The 15,637-nt window shown below is 38.1% G+C and carries 10 protein-coding genes, 1 pseudogene and 1 other annotated feature; of the genes and pseudogenes, 8 read left to right on the top strand and 3 right to left on the bottom strand.

From position 1 onward, the window contains the following. Window positions 1-37: 37 nt before the first annotated feature. Window positions 38-658, bottom strand: a complete 621-nt coding sequence (locus PR683_RS04590; RefSeq protein WP_004911068.1) for an L-threonylcarbamoyladenylate synthase — start codon at window positions 656-658, stop codon at window positions 38-40. A gap of 150 nt (window positions 659-808) precedes the next feature. Further along, on the bottom strand, window positions 809-1,705 hold the full coding sequence (gene rnm, locus PR683_RS04595) for an RNase RNM (protein ID WP_004911072.1): 897 nt from the start codon (window positions 1,703-1,705) through the stop codon (window positions 809-811). Window positions 1,706-1,844: 139 nt separating this feature from the next. Beyond that, window positions 1,845-1,946, top strand: a sequence feature (Trp leader region). 26 nt (window positions 1,947-1,972) lie between these two features. Here rnm and PR683_RS04600 point away from each other — a divergent pair. The 7 genes and pseudogenes from PR683_RS04600 (at window position 1,973) to PR683_RS04635 (ending at window position 13,467) form a co-directional block, all read left to right on the top strand. Beyond that, on the top strand, window positions 1,973-3,547 hold the full coding sequence (locus PR683_RS04600; RefSeq protein ID WP_196718364.1) for an anthranilate synthase component 1: 1,575 nt from the start codon (window positions 1,973-1,975) through the stop codon (window positions 3,545-3,547). After that, window positions 3,547-5,181: pseudogene (trpD, locus tag PR683_RS20385) on the top strand (bifunctional anthranilate synthase glutamate amidotransferase component TrpG/anthranilate phosphoribosyltransferase TrpD). Before PR683_RS04600 ends, trpD begins: the two are co-directional and overlap by 1 nt. 1 nt (window position 5,182) lies before the next feature. Beyond that, entirely contained in the window at window positions 5,183-6,559 is a 1,377-nt protein-coding gene (trpCF, locus tag PR683_RS04615; protein WP_272571552.1) for a bifunctional indole-3-glycerol-phosphate synthase TrpC/phosphoribosylanthranilate isomerase TrpF, read from the top strand. Window positions 6,560-6,622: 63 nt separating this feature from the next. Continuing rightward, complete coding sequence (trpB, locus tag PR683_RS04620; RefSeq protein ID WP_109912279.1) at window positions 6,623-7,813, top strand: tryptophan synthase subunit beta; 1,191 nt, start codon at window positions 6,623-6,625, stop codon at window positions 7,811-7,813. Beyond that, window positions 7,813-8,619, top strand: a complete 807-nt coding sequence (gene trpA, locus PR683_RS04625; protein WP_004911094.1) for a tryptophan synthase subunit alpha — start codon at window positions 7,813-7,815, stop codon at window positions 8,617-8,619. The genes trpB and trpA overlap by 1 nt, the downstream gene beginning before the upstream one ends. A gap of 489 nt (window positions 8,620-9,108) precedes the next feature. Then, window positions 9,109-11,262 (top strand): two-partner secretion domain-containing protein, encoded by a 2,154-nt coding sequence (locus PR683_RS04630; protein WP_272571553.1) that lies wholly within the window; start codon window positions 9,109-9,111, stop codon window positions 11,260-11,262. 528 nt (window positions 11,263-11,790) lie between these two features. Continuing rightward, the gene (locus tag PR683_RS04635; protein ID WP_164528811.1) at window positions 11,791-13,467 is read left to right on the top strand and encodes a ShlB/FhaC/HecB family hemolysin secretion/activation protein; all 1,677 of its coding nucleotides are present in this window, start codon (window positions 11,791-11,793) and stop codon (window positions 13,465-13,467) included. Between the two features lie 343 nt (window positions 13,468-13,810). Here the strand turns inward: PR683_RS04635 and ompW are convergent, their stop codons facing one another. Next, on the bottom strand, window positions 13,811-14,446 hold the full coding sequence (ompW, locus tag PR683_RS04640) for an outer membrane protein OmpW (protein WP_004911104.1): 636 nt from the start codon (window positions 14,444-14,446) through the stop codon (window positions 13,811-13,813). Between the two features lie 404 nt (window positions 14,447-14,850). On the opposite strand from ompW, the gene PR683_RS04645 reads away from it, so the two are divergent. Beyond that, window positions 14,851-15,603, top strand: a complete 753-nt coding sequence (locus tag PR683_RS04645) for a YciC family protein (RefSeq protein ID WP_004911108.1) — start codon at window positions 14,851-14,853, stop codon at window positions 15,601-15,603. Window positions 15,604-15,637: the final 34 nt, after the last annotated feature.

The following is a 15,637-nucleotide window of genomic DNA, read 5'->3' on the forward strand; positions in this document are numbered from 1 at the left end:
ATTCCGTGCTAAATCTTAGGCTTTTAGGTATTTGTATTTATTCAAAAGGCGTTGGGTCCCCTGTTCCGACGCGTGCCACAACAGGTGTATCATCAGTAAAGTCAATCACAGTTGTTGGTTTTTGCCCGATATAACCACCGTGTATAACTAAATCGACTTGTTTATCAAGTAAATCGCGAATTTCTTCAGGATCTGATTGCGTGAAATCATCGCCAGGCATAATCAAACTGGTTGACATCAAAGGTTCACCAACAGCTTCGAGTAAATCTCGAGCAATCGGGTTTGATGGCACTCGTAAGCCAATGGTTTTACGTTTTTCATTCATTAAACGCCGTGGAACTTCTTTCGTTGCCCGTAAAATAAAGGTGTAATTACCTGGCGTATTATTTTTAATTAAACGGAAAACGGTGTTATCAACATGTGCGTAATTCGATAGCTCAGAGAGATCTCGACACATTAAAGTGAAATTATGGTTAGCATCAAGCTGACGGATACGACAAATACGTTGCAAAGCATCTTTTTCTTCTAAACGGCATCCAATGGCGTATCCTGAATCCGTAGGGTAAACAATGACACCGCCTTTATTTAGAATTTCAACACTCTGGCTAATCAGCCTTGCTTGAGGATTATCCGGATGGACATAAAAAAACTGGCTCATACATACCTCTAATTTTTGGGTATCGACAGCATCACCCGGCAAAAACACCTATAAATGCTACTATCTCTTAATTCCATGAGATGACCTACTCAGAAATAAATCATCACTTATAATAATTATTTTACACCGCATTATTAATACATCAATTAATTAGCTGCTTTTTACCGCATTCCAAAGCGTCCAGACTGCATTATCATCATTAGGTAACCATAAATTTCGGCCAAGCTCTATCCAAGAACATGGCCGATGAAAATCTGAACCCACCGATGTGTATAAATTTGCATTATTGGCTAATTCCGCTAAATACTGCTTTTCATGTGGCGGCTGCTGGCAATGAGAAACTTCCATGGCATCACCTCCACACTGTTTAAAATACGCAACCAACCGTTTTAACCATTTATTGGATAATTGATATTTCGCAGGATGAGCTAATACTGCAATACCACCGGCCGCATGAATTGCGTCGATAGAGTCTTGAATTGAGCACCACTTCGCAGGAACGTAACCTATTTTTCCTTTTGATAAATAACGCTTAAATACGTTATTAATGGTTTTTTCTTTACCTATTTTCACAATATACTGTGCAAAATGAGCCCGCGTTACCTGCCCACCACCAGAAATATGTTGCGCATTTTCCCATGCGTCATCAATCCCTGCTTTTTGTAATCGCCTGCCCATCTCAATACCACGCTCGAAGCGACGTTCAGATTGTGCTTTCAACAATTGAGCCATAGCGGGGTGTGAAGTCGAAAAATTTAACCCCACAATATGTATTTCAATGTTTTCCCACAGTGTCGAAATTTCAACACCATTGACTAACTCAATTGGCCTTTCATTTTCAGTAAGATAGCGACGAGCCTCAAATACACCTTCACAGGTATCATGATCTGTGATCGCTAAAATATTAACCCCTTTTTCAATCGCACGTTCGATTAACTCTGCTGGAGTAAGGTCACCATCCGAAGCATTCGTATGGCTATGTAAGTCGTAGCGAGTCACTAATGGCGGCGAAGCAGTCGACAGATTGATATCTTCTCTAATTTCCATGTACAACTATATTTCCTAATAAAGTAACAAAGTTCTTGACATAAACAATACGATCCAGTTAACTAGTACGCAAGATGGCTAAGGCTAAAAATCATCAGTTTATCCAGTGAGGCATACAATGAATTTATTTAACTTATCAAATCGTTGGTGGCGTGACTTCCCAAATTGGGCGGAAGCCGCACACGCATAGTTATTGTATGTCTCAGTGCCAAACCCGCCCTTCATCGGCGGGTTTTTTTATGTCAAAAATTAGCGTAAGGCAACATAATGAACGAACAAAACACCACATTAGCACATTTTAAGTATCTGGATAGCCCAATTAATTATCAGCCTGACCCTACATTATTATTTAATCATCTGTGCCATCAAGTTCCATCGACAATGTTGTTGGAGTCTGCTGAAATTAATAATAAGGCCAACTTACAAAGCTTACTGGTTGTCAACAGCGCGCTACGTATTCGTGCTTTTGGCCAACAAGTTGAAATAGAAGCATTGACGCCAAATGGTCAAGCCTTATTACCAAAGCTGTTAGCACAATTAACCCATTTAATCACACATCATAGCATGCAAGAAAATAGGTTAACGGTAACGTTTAGCCAACCTGCAAAGGATTTAGACGAAGATAGTCGCCTGAAGGCAGCATCTTGTTTAGACGTTTTACGTGCTCTGCCCGTTCTCGCGCAAGCCTATTCAACAAAACCTGAAAACCTGTTTGTTGGTGGTTTGTTTGCATACGATTTAGTCGCCAGTTTTGAAGATTTACCCAAGGTGAATACCGTTAATCACTGCCCTGACTATTGTTTTTTTGTTGCTGAGCATTATTTAGTGATCGACCACCAAAATCAGGCTGCTCGACTCAAAAGTTGCCTATTTACGCAAAATGAGCAAGATGTCGAAACGGTTACACAACGCCACGCACAAATTATCGCTTCGTGCCGTCCGTTCTTACCCGCACTTCCTTTAGCAACAGCACCTGATTTTGCGGTCTCGATAAACAAAAATGACCAACAATACGGGGAAATTGTCACCTCATTAAAAGAAGCCATATACCGTGGTGATATTTTTCAGGTTGTGCCTTCTCGTAAATTTACGATGCCATGCTCACATCCCTTAATTGCATATCAAAAACTCAAAGCACAAAACCCAAGCCCTTATATGTTCTACATGCAAGATGAAGCATTCACACTCTTTGGGGCTTCACCTGAAAGCGCACTCAAATATGCAACAGCAAATCGCAAAGTGGAAATTTATCCTATCGCAGGAACCCGCCCTCGTGGGCGTAACGCGCAGGGTGAATTAGACCTCGACTTAGACAGCCGAATTGAACTTTCCATGCGCTCAGATGAAAAAGAACTCGCTGAACACATCATGTTAGTTGACTTAGCTCGCAACGATTTAGCCCGTATTTGTGAAGCCGGTAGCCGTTACGTCGCCAACCTAACTAAGGTTGACCGTTACTCTTTCGTGATGCACTTAGTTTCTCATGTTGTGGGAACATTGCGCCAAGATTTAGATGTTTTTCATGCATACCAAGCTTGCATGAATATGGGGACTTTAACGGGTGCACCAAAGGTAAAAGCCATGCAACTGATTGCTCAATATGAGCAAGAACGCCGAGGGTCATACGGAGGAGCTGTAGGATATTTTCAAGGAAATGGTGATTTTGATACCTGTATCGTTATTCGCTCTGCGTACGTAGAAAATGGTATTGCCACTGTGCAAGCGGGAGGTGGTGTCGTTCTAGATTCCATACCTCAAGCTGAAGCCGATGAAACCCGTAATAAGGCACGTGCAGTGATCCGTGCAATTGCCCAAGCACATCAAGTTAAGGAGTTATTCTAATGGCGAACATTTTACTGCTCGATAACGTTGACTCCTTTACTTATAACCTAGTAGACCAACTGCGCGCAGGTGGCCATAACGTGGTTATTTATCGCAATACAGTCAATGTAGAACATATTTTATCTGTATTAAATCAAATGATTTCACCGATACTAGTCTTATCACCCGGCCCTGGTAAACCGAGTGAAGCAGGTTCAATGCCAGAAGTATTAATGCGAGTAAAAGGCAAAATTCCTGTTATTGGTATTTGCTTAGGTCACCAAGCCATCGTTGAAGCTTATGGCGGAACGGTTTCAGCTGCTGGTGAAATTTTGCATGGTAAATCTTCGATTGCCACACATGATGGTTTAGCTATGTTTAATCATCTTGAAAACCCAATATCAGTGGCGCGTTACCACTCTCTTGTTGGTAGTCAAATTCCGGAAAGCTTAACCATTTGTGCCCATTCAAATGGCATGGTCATGGCTGTACGTAATGATAGCGATAGAGTTTGTGGATTCCAATTTCATCCCGAATCCATTTTAACAACGCAAGGTAAACAGTTGCTAGAAAACACTGTGGCATGGGCTCTTTCTACTCCCAATGCAACCGAACCTACTCATTCGCACTAACGGAATACTAAAGAGCCAATTATGCAAAATATTTATGATAAGTTATTTAAAGCGCAACCACTGACTCAACAAGAAAGCCAGTACTTGTTTAATGCCATTATTCAAGGCGAATTAACAGAACCTCAATTAGCTGCTGTGTTAATCAGTATGAAAATGCGAGGTGAACAACCGCAAGAAATTGCTGGAGCCGCGTTAGCTTGTTTAGAGAATGCACAGCCATTTCCCCGCCCTGACTACCCATTCAGCGACATCGTTGGCACTGGGGGAGATGGCGCAAATAGTATCAATATTTCCACAGCAAGCGCATTCGTTGCTGCTGAATGTGGGATTAAAGTGGCGAAACACGGTAATCGAAGTGTTTCGAGCCGTTCAGGTTCTTCGGATTTACTTGCCGCCTTTGGTATCGCCTTAGACCTCAGTGCGCAAAGTGCTCGTGACGCATTAGATGAGCTTGGTGTTTGTTTTTTATTCGCACCACAATACCACAGTGGGTTCCGTCATGCTGCCCCTGTGCGTACTCAACTAAAAACTCGAACGTTATTTAATGTATTGGGGCCATTAATTAATCCAGCTCGCCCACCGATTGCCCTTATCGGTGTGTACCAAGGATCATTGGTAAAACCTGTGTCTGAAACACTACAGATGCTTGGTTTTACCCGTGCAGCTGTGGTACACAGTGGAGGGATGGATGAAGTTTCATTACATGCAGTCACTCAAGTCGCTGAATTAAAAGATGGCAAAGTACAACATTATCAATTAACTGCTGATGATTTTGGGCTAGCACCATATCAATTACGCGACTTAGAAGGCGGTACACCTGATGAAAACCGCGTATTGCTTAGTGATTTACTTCAAGGCCATGGCCAAGCGGCTCACGAAGCGGCTGTAGCGGCCAATGTTGCCATGCTGATGCGTATTAATGGCCATGAAGATTTAAAACAAAACAGCGAACACGCACTTGCAATTATTCGTAGCGGTAAAGCATTTGACCGCGTTACAGCTCTCGCGGCAAGGAACCAATAAAATGAAAGCGACAGTCTTACAAAAAATTGTTGATGATAAAGTTGACTATTTAATTGAACGCAAAGCCAAGCAGCCGTTAGAAAGCTTTATTGCTGAAGTTCAGCCTAGCCAGCGTAGTTTCTATAACGCACTAAGCGCTAAACGCCCTGTTTTTATTTTAGAGTGCAAAAAAGCGTCTCCTTCAAAGGGTTTGATCCGTGCTGATTTCGCCCCTGCGATGATAGCCAAGACATATGCACCTTATGCGAGTGCGATTTCCGTTCTCACCGATGAAAAATATTTTCAAGGCAATATGGATTACTTAACGATTGTCAGTAATACCGTAAAGCAACCCGTATTATGCAAAGATTTTATCATTGACCCATACCAAATCTATCTTGCACGTTACTACCAAGCAGATGCCATTTTACTGATGTTATCTGTCTTAAATGATGATGAATATATCGCATTGGCTGAAGTTGCTCATCAACTGAGTATGGGGATATTAACGGAAGTCAGTAATGAAGAAGAATTAGAGCGAGCAATTCGGTTAAAAGCCAAAGTGGTTGGCATCAATAACCGGGATTTACGCGACCTTTCTATTGATTTAAATCGGACTCGTGAGCTCGCGCCTCGCTTAGCAAAAGAAACGATAGTGATCAGTGAGTCAGGTATTCATCAACACCAACATATTCAGTCACTGAGACAGTTTGCAAATGGTTTTTTAATTGGTAGTGCACTAATGGAGCAAGCTGACTTAGATAAAGCCATTCGAAGCCTGTTAGTTGGGGAACATAAAGTCTGTGGTTTAACCCGCGAACAAGATGCAAAAGCCGCATTTAAAGCAGGAGCACACTACGGTGGATTAATTTTTGCTGAAACCTCCCCGAGAAAAGTGACGTTGTCACAGGCGCAAACTATCATCCATGCTGTGCCGTTAAAATATGTCGGTGTTTTCCGTAATCAGTCCGCCGATTTTGTTGCCCATATTGCCAAACAGCTTGCGTTATCTGCGGTGCAACTACATGGTGAAGAAGACTCTGCTTATATCAATACGTTAAAAACATTTTTACCAAACTACTGTGAAGTTTGGAAAGCGCTTGATATGTCAAGAACAACTTTAAATGACTATGACACACAAGACATTGATGTGTTACTACTGGATAACGGACAAGGTGGCACTGGTAAAACCTTCAATTGGTCAGAAATCCCTTCATCTGCAACACAAAAAATAATGATTGCGGGGGGACTTACACCAGATAACTGCCTAGATGCTGCAAAGTTACTGTGCAACGGATTAGACTTTAATTCAGGGGTTGAAATTGAACCTGGTATAAAAAGTGAACAAAAAATAAATTTGGTGTTGTCAGCGTTGTTAGCCGAATCAACGGCTCACTAATACACAACGAAAAGATAAAACTCCAACACCAATTAATGTAACTGTTAAAATGGACAATAAATAATGAGTAAATTAGATCCGTATTTTGGCGAGTTTGGTGGGCAATATGTCCCAGAAATTCTGATCCCTGCATTAAATCAATTAGAAGACGCGTTTATCGACGCACAGAATGATGCTGAGTTTATTCGTGAATTTCACGACTTACTAAAAAATTATGCAGGTCGCCCTACTGCACTAACATTATGTAAAAACTTAACTGCCGGTACAAAAACAAAACTCTATTTAAAACGCGAAGATTTACTGCACGGCGGCGCACATAAAACCAATCAAGTATTAGGCCAAGCGCTACTGGCTAAGCGAATGGGAAAAAACGAAATTATTGCAGAAACCGGTGCTGGGCAACATGGAGTTGCAACCGCACTGGCTTGTGCATTATTGAATATGAAATGCCGTATCTACATGGGCGCTAAAGATGTTGAACGCCAGTCTCCCAATGTATTTCGTATGAAATTAATGGGTGCTGAAGTTATATCTGTTCATAGCGGTTCGGCAACCTTGAAAGATGCGTGTAATGAAGCATTAAGGGACTGGTCTGGCAGCTATGATAAAGCTCATTATTTATTAGGAACTGCGGCGGGTCCACACCCTTACCCAACAATTGTACGTGAATTCCAACGTATGATTGGTGATGAAGCAAAACAACAAATTCTTGAAAAAGAAGGCCGTTTACCCGATGCTGTCGTTGCCTGTATTGGTGGTGGTTCAAATGCAATCGGTTTATTTGCCTCTTTTATTCCAGAAGAACATGTGAAACTAATTGGTGTTGAACCTGCTGGATTAGGTATTGAATCAGGCCAACATGGTGCGCCATTAAAACATGGTCGTGTTGGGATTTATTTCGGTATGAAATCACCGATGATGCAAACTAGTGAAGGTCAAATTGAAGAGTCATATTCCATCTCTGCAGGATTAGATTTTCCTTCTGTTGGACCTCAACATGCTCATTTAAATAGTATTGGTCGCGCAGAATATGTTTCGATTACCGATGATGAAGCCCTGAATGCTTTTAAATTATTATCACGTAAAGAAGGAATAATTCCAGCATTAGAATCTTCTCATGCCCTCGCATATGCATTAAAAATGGCAGAGCAAGAACCCAATAAAGAACAATTATTAATCGTCAATTTGTCTGGCCGTGGTGATAAAGATATTTTTACAGTGCATGATATTTTAGCCAGCAGAGGAGAAATTTAATGGAACGTTATACCCAACTTTTTAAACGTTTAACTCACGATAACCAAGGGGCATTTGTTCCATTTGTCACTTTAGGTGACCCTGATGCTGAATTATCATTAAACATTGTTGATGCTTTGATTGCAGGTGGCGCTGATGCATTAGAGATTGGTATTCCATTTTCTGATCCATTGGCGGATGGCCCAACCATCCAAAATGCAAATTTACGCGCATTTCAAAGTGAAATCACCCCGACTATTTGTTTCGAGTTACTAAGTCGTATTAGAGAAAAACACCCTACTATTCCGATTGGCTTATTAGTGTATGCAAATTTAGTTTTTACCAATGGTATTGAAAATTTTTATATTCGCTGCGAAAAAGCAGGTGTTGATTCCGTATTAGTTGCAGATGTCCCGATGTCCGAATCACAACCATTTCGTGAAGCTGCATTGGCACACAACATTGCTCCTATTTTTATTTGCCCACCCAATGCCAATGATGAATTACTGCAACAAATTGGGAAATATAGCCAAGGTTATACTTATTTGTTATCACGTGCAGGCGTAACAGGCACAGAAAAACGCGCTGAAACGCCATTAGCTCATTTATTGAGCCAATTAAATCAGTATAACGCGGCTCCTGCCCTACAAGGTTTTGGGATATCTGAACCTGAACAAGTCAAAGAAGCGATTAAAAATGGTGCAGCAGGTGCAATTTCTGGTTCAGCCGTGGTTAAAATCATCGAAAACAACTTAAATCGCCCTGATGTTATGCTTACATCATTAACTGAGTTTGTTGCAAAAATGAAAGCAGCAACACAGAAATAGGCTAAACAATAAATAGTAATCAAGTCATACTTAAGTTTATTGGCTTGATTACTTAAATCATATAATTAAATTTTGTCTGGGCGATTTTCAATCCTTTTAACGTTATTTTTAGAAATATTATTTAAATATATTCAGTATTTTTCAGTTTTAAAACTCTCAAATAGTCCAAAAAAACCAATCATAATATTTATTAATATAAACCACCAATATTAAAATCAACAGATACGTGTTATTACACTAGTACTTTCTCTTAATATATCCATATCAGAGTAAGTGTTACTATTTGATTAAATTAGCATTTTACGCACTAGATATATAAAACACTATTTATAGTATAATATGGGAGTATTACTCTCCCCATATTTTTATGACTCAACTTAAATACAATTAAATTTTAATGAAAATTAATATAACGCATAATCCCTATGCTTTAATGGAATTTTAATTAGCTATTTTTAATTTTATCTATAGTCTATTTTAGGGATATTTATGAAACATTCTACCAATCATTCTATCACTCATCCTATGATGAGAGTTAAGCCACTCTTTTTAAGTGTGTCTGTTATTTTAGGATCGATATCTATTGCTCACGGAGCAGTTGTTAATACCAATGGTGCTGGCGTAATAAATCAAAGTAATGGTCCTACTATCGTTCACATTAAAGGCGCAAGTGACAAAGGTGTTTCACACAACATTTATAGCCAATTTGATGTTGACCAAAAAGGGGTTATTTTAAATAACAGTACAGCCAACACGAATACCACTTTAGGGGGCCAAATTAATGGCAACTTAAATTTAAATAATGGTAATGGCCCTGCAAAAGTTATTTTGAATGAAGTTAATTCAAATAAAGCAAGTACTTTAGGCGGTATGATTGAAGTCGCTGGTGATAAAGCGCAAGTTATTGTTGCTAACGCATCAGGCATCACATGTAATAACTGTGGATTTATTAATACCGATCGGGTGACTTTAACAACAGGTAAGCCAATTGTTGCTGGTGGTGAAGTTCTTGGCTATAACGTTGAAAAAGGTCAGATTATTATTAATAGCCGCTTACAGTCAGATTCCCCTACTGATATTATCGCTCGCTCTGCAGTGATCCGTGGAGACATTCGCGCCAAAGAAATTAATGTTGTAGCAGGCAATAACTTTGTTGATGCAAAAGGTAATTACATTACTAAGGTACAAGGAGTTGGGTCTGCCACGCGAATTGGTGTTGATGTCGCGGCTATGGGAGGGATGTATGCCGATAAAATTACGCTAGTTTCCACGGAAAGTGGAACCGGTGTTTCTAATAACGGAAACTTAATTGCCGGAACTGGTGGAGTTAACATTGATTCAACGGGATTAGTGTATAACCAAGCAGGAAAAATGAATGCCAATGGTAATATCAATATAAAATCCAATGGGTTATATAATACAGCGACTATTGTAGCGAATGGTGATGTTGATATTAATGCACAAAACTCAGTTCTGAGTAATGTGAATGGACAGATTAAGTCTAATGGTGGCAATCTCAAACTGGCTTCAGCTACGAGTGTTGATAACCGAAGTGGTATTATTCATGCTCAGCAAGACATGAACATCGCGACTGCAAATATTGTTAACACTAACGGTTCAATTAAAACTAATCGTGGAAATATTGCAATTCGTGCGACAGGTAAGATTGATAATAACTATACCCTACGTAATAACGTCATTAATGTAGACGAACGAGGAATTCGAGCAGGTGGTGATTTATCAATTGATACGACAACACTTGCAAATAATAACTCTACGTTATCAGGCCGTGATATCACAATAAATGCCCGTAATATTGTCGCGAATGATAATAGCTCGCAGATTCTAGCTAAAAGAAAAATCGATATCGATTCTGTTACGTTACAAAACAATAATTCACTGATTAAATCCACCAATGGACAGACCAATATCACCCTATCAAGTAACCTAGTAAATAACGGTTATGCTGCAATCGATAGTGGAAAGGCATTGAATATCAAAGCTAACATCATTTACAACCAAGGTTCACTCGCTTCGGGCGCAGGTAAATCAAAATTTGATCTTTATTCTCTTAATAATCAGTATGGATTTATCAAAGCCAATAACTTAGACATCAAAACCACCCATTTAGGTAATGGGAGAGGCTTAATCACTGCAGATTCAAATGTGGTTGTTAATGCAACAAGTGTTGATAATAGCTACGCTAATGGGTTTAATAGTTACGCGAGTAAATTTGGTGTTGCTGGCCAAACGGGTGGGATCTACGCGAAAGATGGTTCAGCGACTATCAAAGCAAATAGCTTAAATAACTATTCTGGTGTTATTGCTGCTAATCAAACACAAAAAGCGCCAAACGTAGGTGACATTGATATTACATTAAGAAATGACCTTGATAACCGTTATGGTAAAATCCAAGGTACAAATAATGTCACATTAGATGTAAATAAGTTAAATAATACTTACTCTGGTACTGTTGACGCTGGTAAAGATTTAACTATCGATACCTTTACTCGTGTAGATAATAATAATGGTCGCTTAAGCTCAATGGGAACGACTAAAATTACAAGTCCTGTAATTTACAATAGCCCTTATGGGCAAATTCTAGGTTCCATGATTATCTTAAATACACCTAATTATTACTAGTTAGGTAAAATAAGGAGGCAAATAGCCTCCTTATTTACTCCAAAGCAGAGTGTCAACAATATAATAAATAGAATTATTTTAGCACCATTAATGTTCCTTAAGCTACTTTAATTATTGCTCATATTAACAGTAAATAGAAGCGTTCTAAATCCAAGTAAAAACACCTATTCAATTTAATATAGAGCATTCTTTACTCATTGATTTTATTGGAGATAAATAAGCCACCATAGAATGAATTATATTGGTTGTATTTTCAGTAACAAACCCCAAAAGTATTTATACTAACTCAATCAGTTTAATTGATTTTTATTTCACATATATTTAAAGCATAATTAAAAATACTCAAAGGAAAAAATAACTTAATAATAGGTTTATTATAGGGATATAAATGAAAACCTTTTCAAAATAAAGCCCTGATGGCAAGTTAATAAGATAGTTCTGATAAAACATTGTTCATTAGCAATTTTCTTTATTATATTTCCTAACATAAAAATAACTTTAATATTTTTAAAAATTAATGTGGTGCACATGAATTTTCGATTTATTTTTTTATTGTCAACGCTATTACCTTTAGCTGTATCAGCTAATACCGCACAAATTATTGACCAACAAATCAATAATCAAGCTAGCCAAGATCGCTCTCGCCAACAACAGACTCAACTTGAAGCTAAAGATGCCTTAGGTAAAACCAGAGAACCCTCAAATAATATTTTAATTTTTGATGATGAGAAAGATTGTTTTGAAATGAAACAAGTAGTCTTACTTTCAGAACCTAAACTCCCCTCAATGAGACCTTTAGAAGCTTATGCAAGCCAAGTTGTCGGAGTATGTATCGGTATCAATGGAGTTGAAACCTTAGCAAAAGGCTTACAAGATAAAATAATTAAATCAGGTTACGTCACAACACGCGTTAATATTCCAGAACAAAACATCAGTGAAGGGACTTTAATGCTCCAAATTATTCCAGGTAAAGTTGCGAATGTTAAACTTGCCGAAGGCAGCGATACTTATATTACTTTAGGGGCAATTATGCCCGCTAAAGAAGGAGATATTCTAAATATTCGTGACATTGAACAAGGCCTAGAAAACCTTGAACGGATCCCTGGTGCGAAGGTGAATATTGAACTCGCACCAGGTAAAGAATTTTCCACCTCGGATATTTCCATACAACGAGAAAAGTCATCTCACTTTAATCTAGGAGGATATTACAATAACTCTGGAAGTCGCCAAACGGGTAAAGACCAAGTTGGAGTAACTCTGTATGCTAATAACCTAACGAGCTTAAACGATACCTTATATGTCTCCGCCGGAAAAAATGCAAAAAACCAAGCACGAAACAGCACCAGTAATGCTTCTATTTATTATGCTGTTCCCTATAATTATTGGCTTTTCTCATTGTACGCAAGTAAAAGTGACTATAAACAAACTATTAATGACTCTGTACTTAGCTATAAATATTATGGTGACAGTAAATATTATAACGCTACGGCCAGTAATGTTTTTTTGCGCGGCCAAACGTTTAAAGATACAGCGTCAATCCAATTGATTAAAAGAAAATCAAAATATAAGTTGGAGGATGTCAGCCTACTTTCCCAACAACGAGACCTTACCAGTCTTAAACTGGGTATTAGCCATCGTCAAAATATCAACAATTCTACCATTGATGCATCATTATACCATCAACGTAACGTACCTTGGTTTGGTGCCGAACAAAGTTGGGATATGAAATATGGTGATGTCAGCACAATGAGCCGTGTTTATACTGCCGATATTTCGGGAATGTTCCCCTTCTCATTTGACAATTTTATTATGAGTTATAACCCACAACTGTTTGTACAATATTCACGCGATCGCTTAACTATTCAAGATCAATTTTCGTTAGGTAACCGTTGGACTGTTCGTGGTTTCGATGAAGAGTTTTCACTGATCGGTGACAAAGGTTTTTACTTGCGAAATGAGTTTAACTTTTATATTCCTGGCTTCTCCTTTTATCCATACTACGCACTTGACTATGGCCGAATACTTGGAGGTGTTTATCCGCTAGGTCTCTATTCTGATGACCAACTATTAGGAACGGCTATTGGTATGAGAGGTAATGTTAATATATTCAGCTATGACTTATTTTTAGGTGCACCACTTTATAAACCTGATGAATATGAAACCAGTAGCGTCAATGCGGGGTTAAATGTGCAATGGTTTTGGTAAATTCATATCTTAAAATTTGATTACAGCTTAAAGCCGAATATCGCCCTTATATTCGGCTTTTTATTTTCATATAGATAATACCGATATTCTGTTATTTAATCTTATTTATCTTAATAAAATAAGATAAACAATAAATGTATTTATTTTATTATCACGCTATAACACCAATTAATCTATTAAACCAACGTCACCCTTTGCGTTACTGTTTTGTTATTTTGTTGTTAGTTATATGTTTATAGTTAATAGAAATTGAAAAATCCGAGAATACGAATATTCTCGGATTTCCACTTCACTCTAATCCATCAGAATTCAGGTATTACCTGTATTGCTTCCTATCAAATTCTTAGAAACGGTAACCCGCACCAAACATAAATACAAATGGGTCTAAACGAGTATCGATTTTGTGTGTGTCATTACCCGCTTTAAATTTCACATCCGTTTCAATATTCATCCACCAAACAGAGGCGTTTAACATCCAGTTATCAGTTAGCATGTAATCCATACCAGCTTGCGCTGCAAAGCCCCATGAGCTTGATAAGTCTAGATCAGATAAACCGTTAGTTTTCCCTGTTGAGTTAAATTTCTCATCAAAGAAGAAGGTATAGTTAACACCTGCACCTAAATAAGGGCGTAATTTATCTTCTTTACTACCAAAGTAATATTGCGCCATTAAAGTTGGTGGTAAATGTTTAACAGTTGCAATTGTACCTAAAGGCCCTACGCCAACTTTGTGTTCAAACGGAGTTGCTGCTAATAATTCCACACCGATATTATCAGTGATCATATACCCAAACGTTAAACCTAATTGAGTATTGTTATTAACATCAAATGAACCTAAACCTAATACATTTTCAGAACCTGCATTTGGGCGTACCGTTGCAGTACCTGTACGGAAAATAAAGTCGCCAGCTTCATGAGCAATAGAAACTGCTGGAGCTAAAGTTGCAGCAGCTAATACAAGCGCAGTGAGTTTTTTCATTATCAATCCCATTCCTGTGTTTTTATTTTAGGAAAATATACCTTATTATTTAAATTGATGTTCAAATCAAGATCACATCTTTTACTAATTTAGAGGTAAACCAATAAATATGGATTTATTATTTCATTTATTATTTTTTAAATTTTGATTTAAATCAATTTTTGAAAGATAACTAACAAAATAAAAATTTGATTTCGAAATATATATATTTATTTCGAAACTTAAACATATATTAAAAATACAACTTATATAGTTTCATTTCTTTGGCTAATTAAATTCAATCATTATGTCCATTATATTTGTCTTAACCTCCCGAATTTTATTATCTTTCTCTACCTCTAGGCGTGATACTCGGTTACAATTGGCATAAATTTTTGATCCCGTTTGTAGATAGGAGCAGTGTCATGTCCATTTCGGCCAACTCACTCATTAGTGATAGTATCAATTTCTTTAAAAATCAATTGAGTGGCCTCTTCACCATCGTGCTTTTAGCCACCGTAGTGAGCCTCGTTATCTATGCGGTGATGATCCCAAGTGAACAGATGATAGGTGTTCTGGCACAAGCACAAAGCCAGATGATTGAATCTGGTAATTCGGGGTTACAAGACTGGATTTTAGGTCTATCTGAAGAAGATAAAAGTAGTATTTTGCGTGTTTCTTTCGGGTTGATCCTCTCCGTCACTTTTGGAAGTTTGTTCCTTATTTGTGGTACATTGTCCTATATCTCTGGTATGTCTCGCGGTGAAGATATGACAGGGCTACAGGCAATAACATCATCACTGAACAAAGCACCTTCTATGTTCCTTCTATTGGTCGTCTGTTCTCTGCTTATCCAGTTAGGTATCACAATTATGGTTCTACCTGGTATTGTCTTAGCCATTGGTTTTTCCTTAGCACCAGCGATTTTAATAACAGAACGTACCAACCCTTTCAGTGCGATGGGAAAAAGCTGGAAAATGGCTTATGCGAATTGGCGTGTTGCCTTACCGATGATTTTAATTTGGATGGCGGCTCAAATGCTTATTAGTGTTCTATTGGGTAACCTTAATATGAATCATATTGTTATTAATGGCATCTCTTTTTTACTCAATAATGTTGTAGCGGCATTCGCTTTAATTTACTTTTATCGTTTATATATGCTAATCACTAAAAATTGATTTATTGATTTTCAGCTGATAACCCAAAGCGGGA

The organism is Providencia sp. PROV269, assembly GCF_028477785.1.
Lineage (GTDB): Bacteria > Pseudomonadota > Gammaproteobacteria > Enterobacterales > Enterobacteriaceae > Providencia > Providencia rettgeri.

What these genes read in the sequence shown, in the direction of transcription:
- trpA (WP_004911094.1), top strand. Translation starts at nt 7,813, where the DNA reads ATGGAACGTTATACCCAACTTTTTAAACGTTTAACTCACGATAACCAA.
- PR683_RS04630 (WP_272571553.1), top strand. Translation starts at nt 9,109, where the DNA reads ATGAAACATTCTACCAATCATTCTATCACTCATCCTATGATGAGAGTT.
- rnm (WP_004911072.1), bottom strand. Translation starts at nt 1,705, where the DNA reads ATGGAAATTAGAGAAGATATCAATCTGTCGACTGCTTCGCCGCCATTA.
- trpB (WP_109912279.1), top strand. Translation starts at nt 6,623, where the DNA reads ATGAGTAAATTAGATCCGTATTTTGGCGAGTTTGGTGGGCAATATGTC.
- trpCF (WP_272571552.1), top strand. Translation starts at nt 5,183, where the DNA reads ATGAAAGCGACAGTCTTACAAAAAATTGTTGATGATAAAGTTGACTAT.
- PR683_RS04600 (WP_196718364.1), top strand. Translation starts at nt 1,973, where the DNA reads ATGAACGAACAAAACACCACATTAGCACATTTTAAGTATCTGGATAGC.
- ompW (WP_004911104.1), bottom strand. Translation starts at nt 14,446, where the DNA reads ATGAAAAAACTCACTGCGCTTGTATTAGCTGCTGCAACTTTAGCTCCA.
- PR683_RS04635 (WP_164528811.1), top strand. Translation starts at nt 11,791, where the DNA reads ATGAATTTTCGATTTATTTTTTTATTGTCAACGCTATTACCTTTAGCT.
- PR683_RS04590 (WP_004911068.1), bottom strand. Translation starts at nt 658, where the DNA reads ATGAGCCAGTTTTTTTATGTCCATCCGGATAATCCTCAAGCAAGGCTG.
- PR683_RS04645 (WP_004911108.1), top strand. Translation starts at nt 14,851, where the DNA reads ATGTCCATTTCGGCCAACTCACTCATTAGTGATAGTATCAATTTCTTT.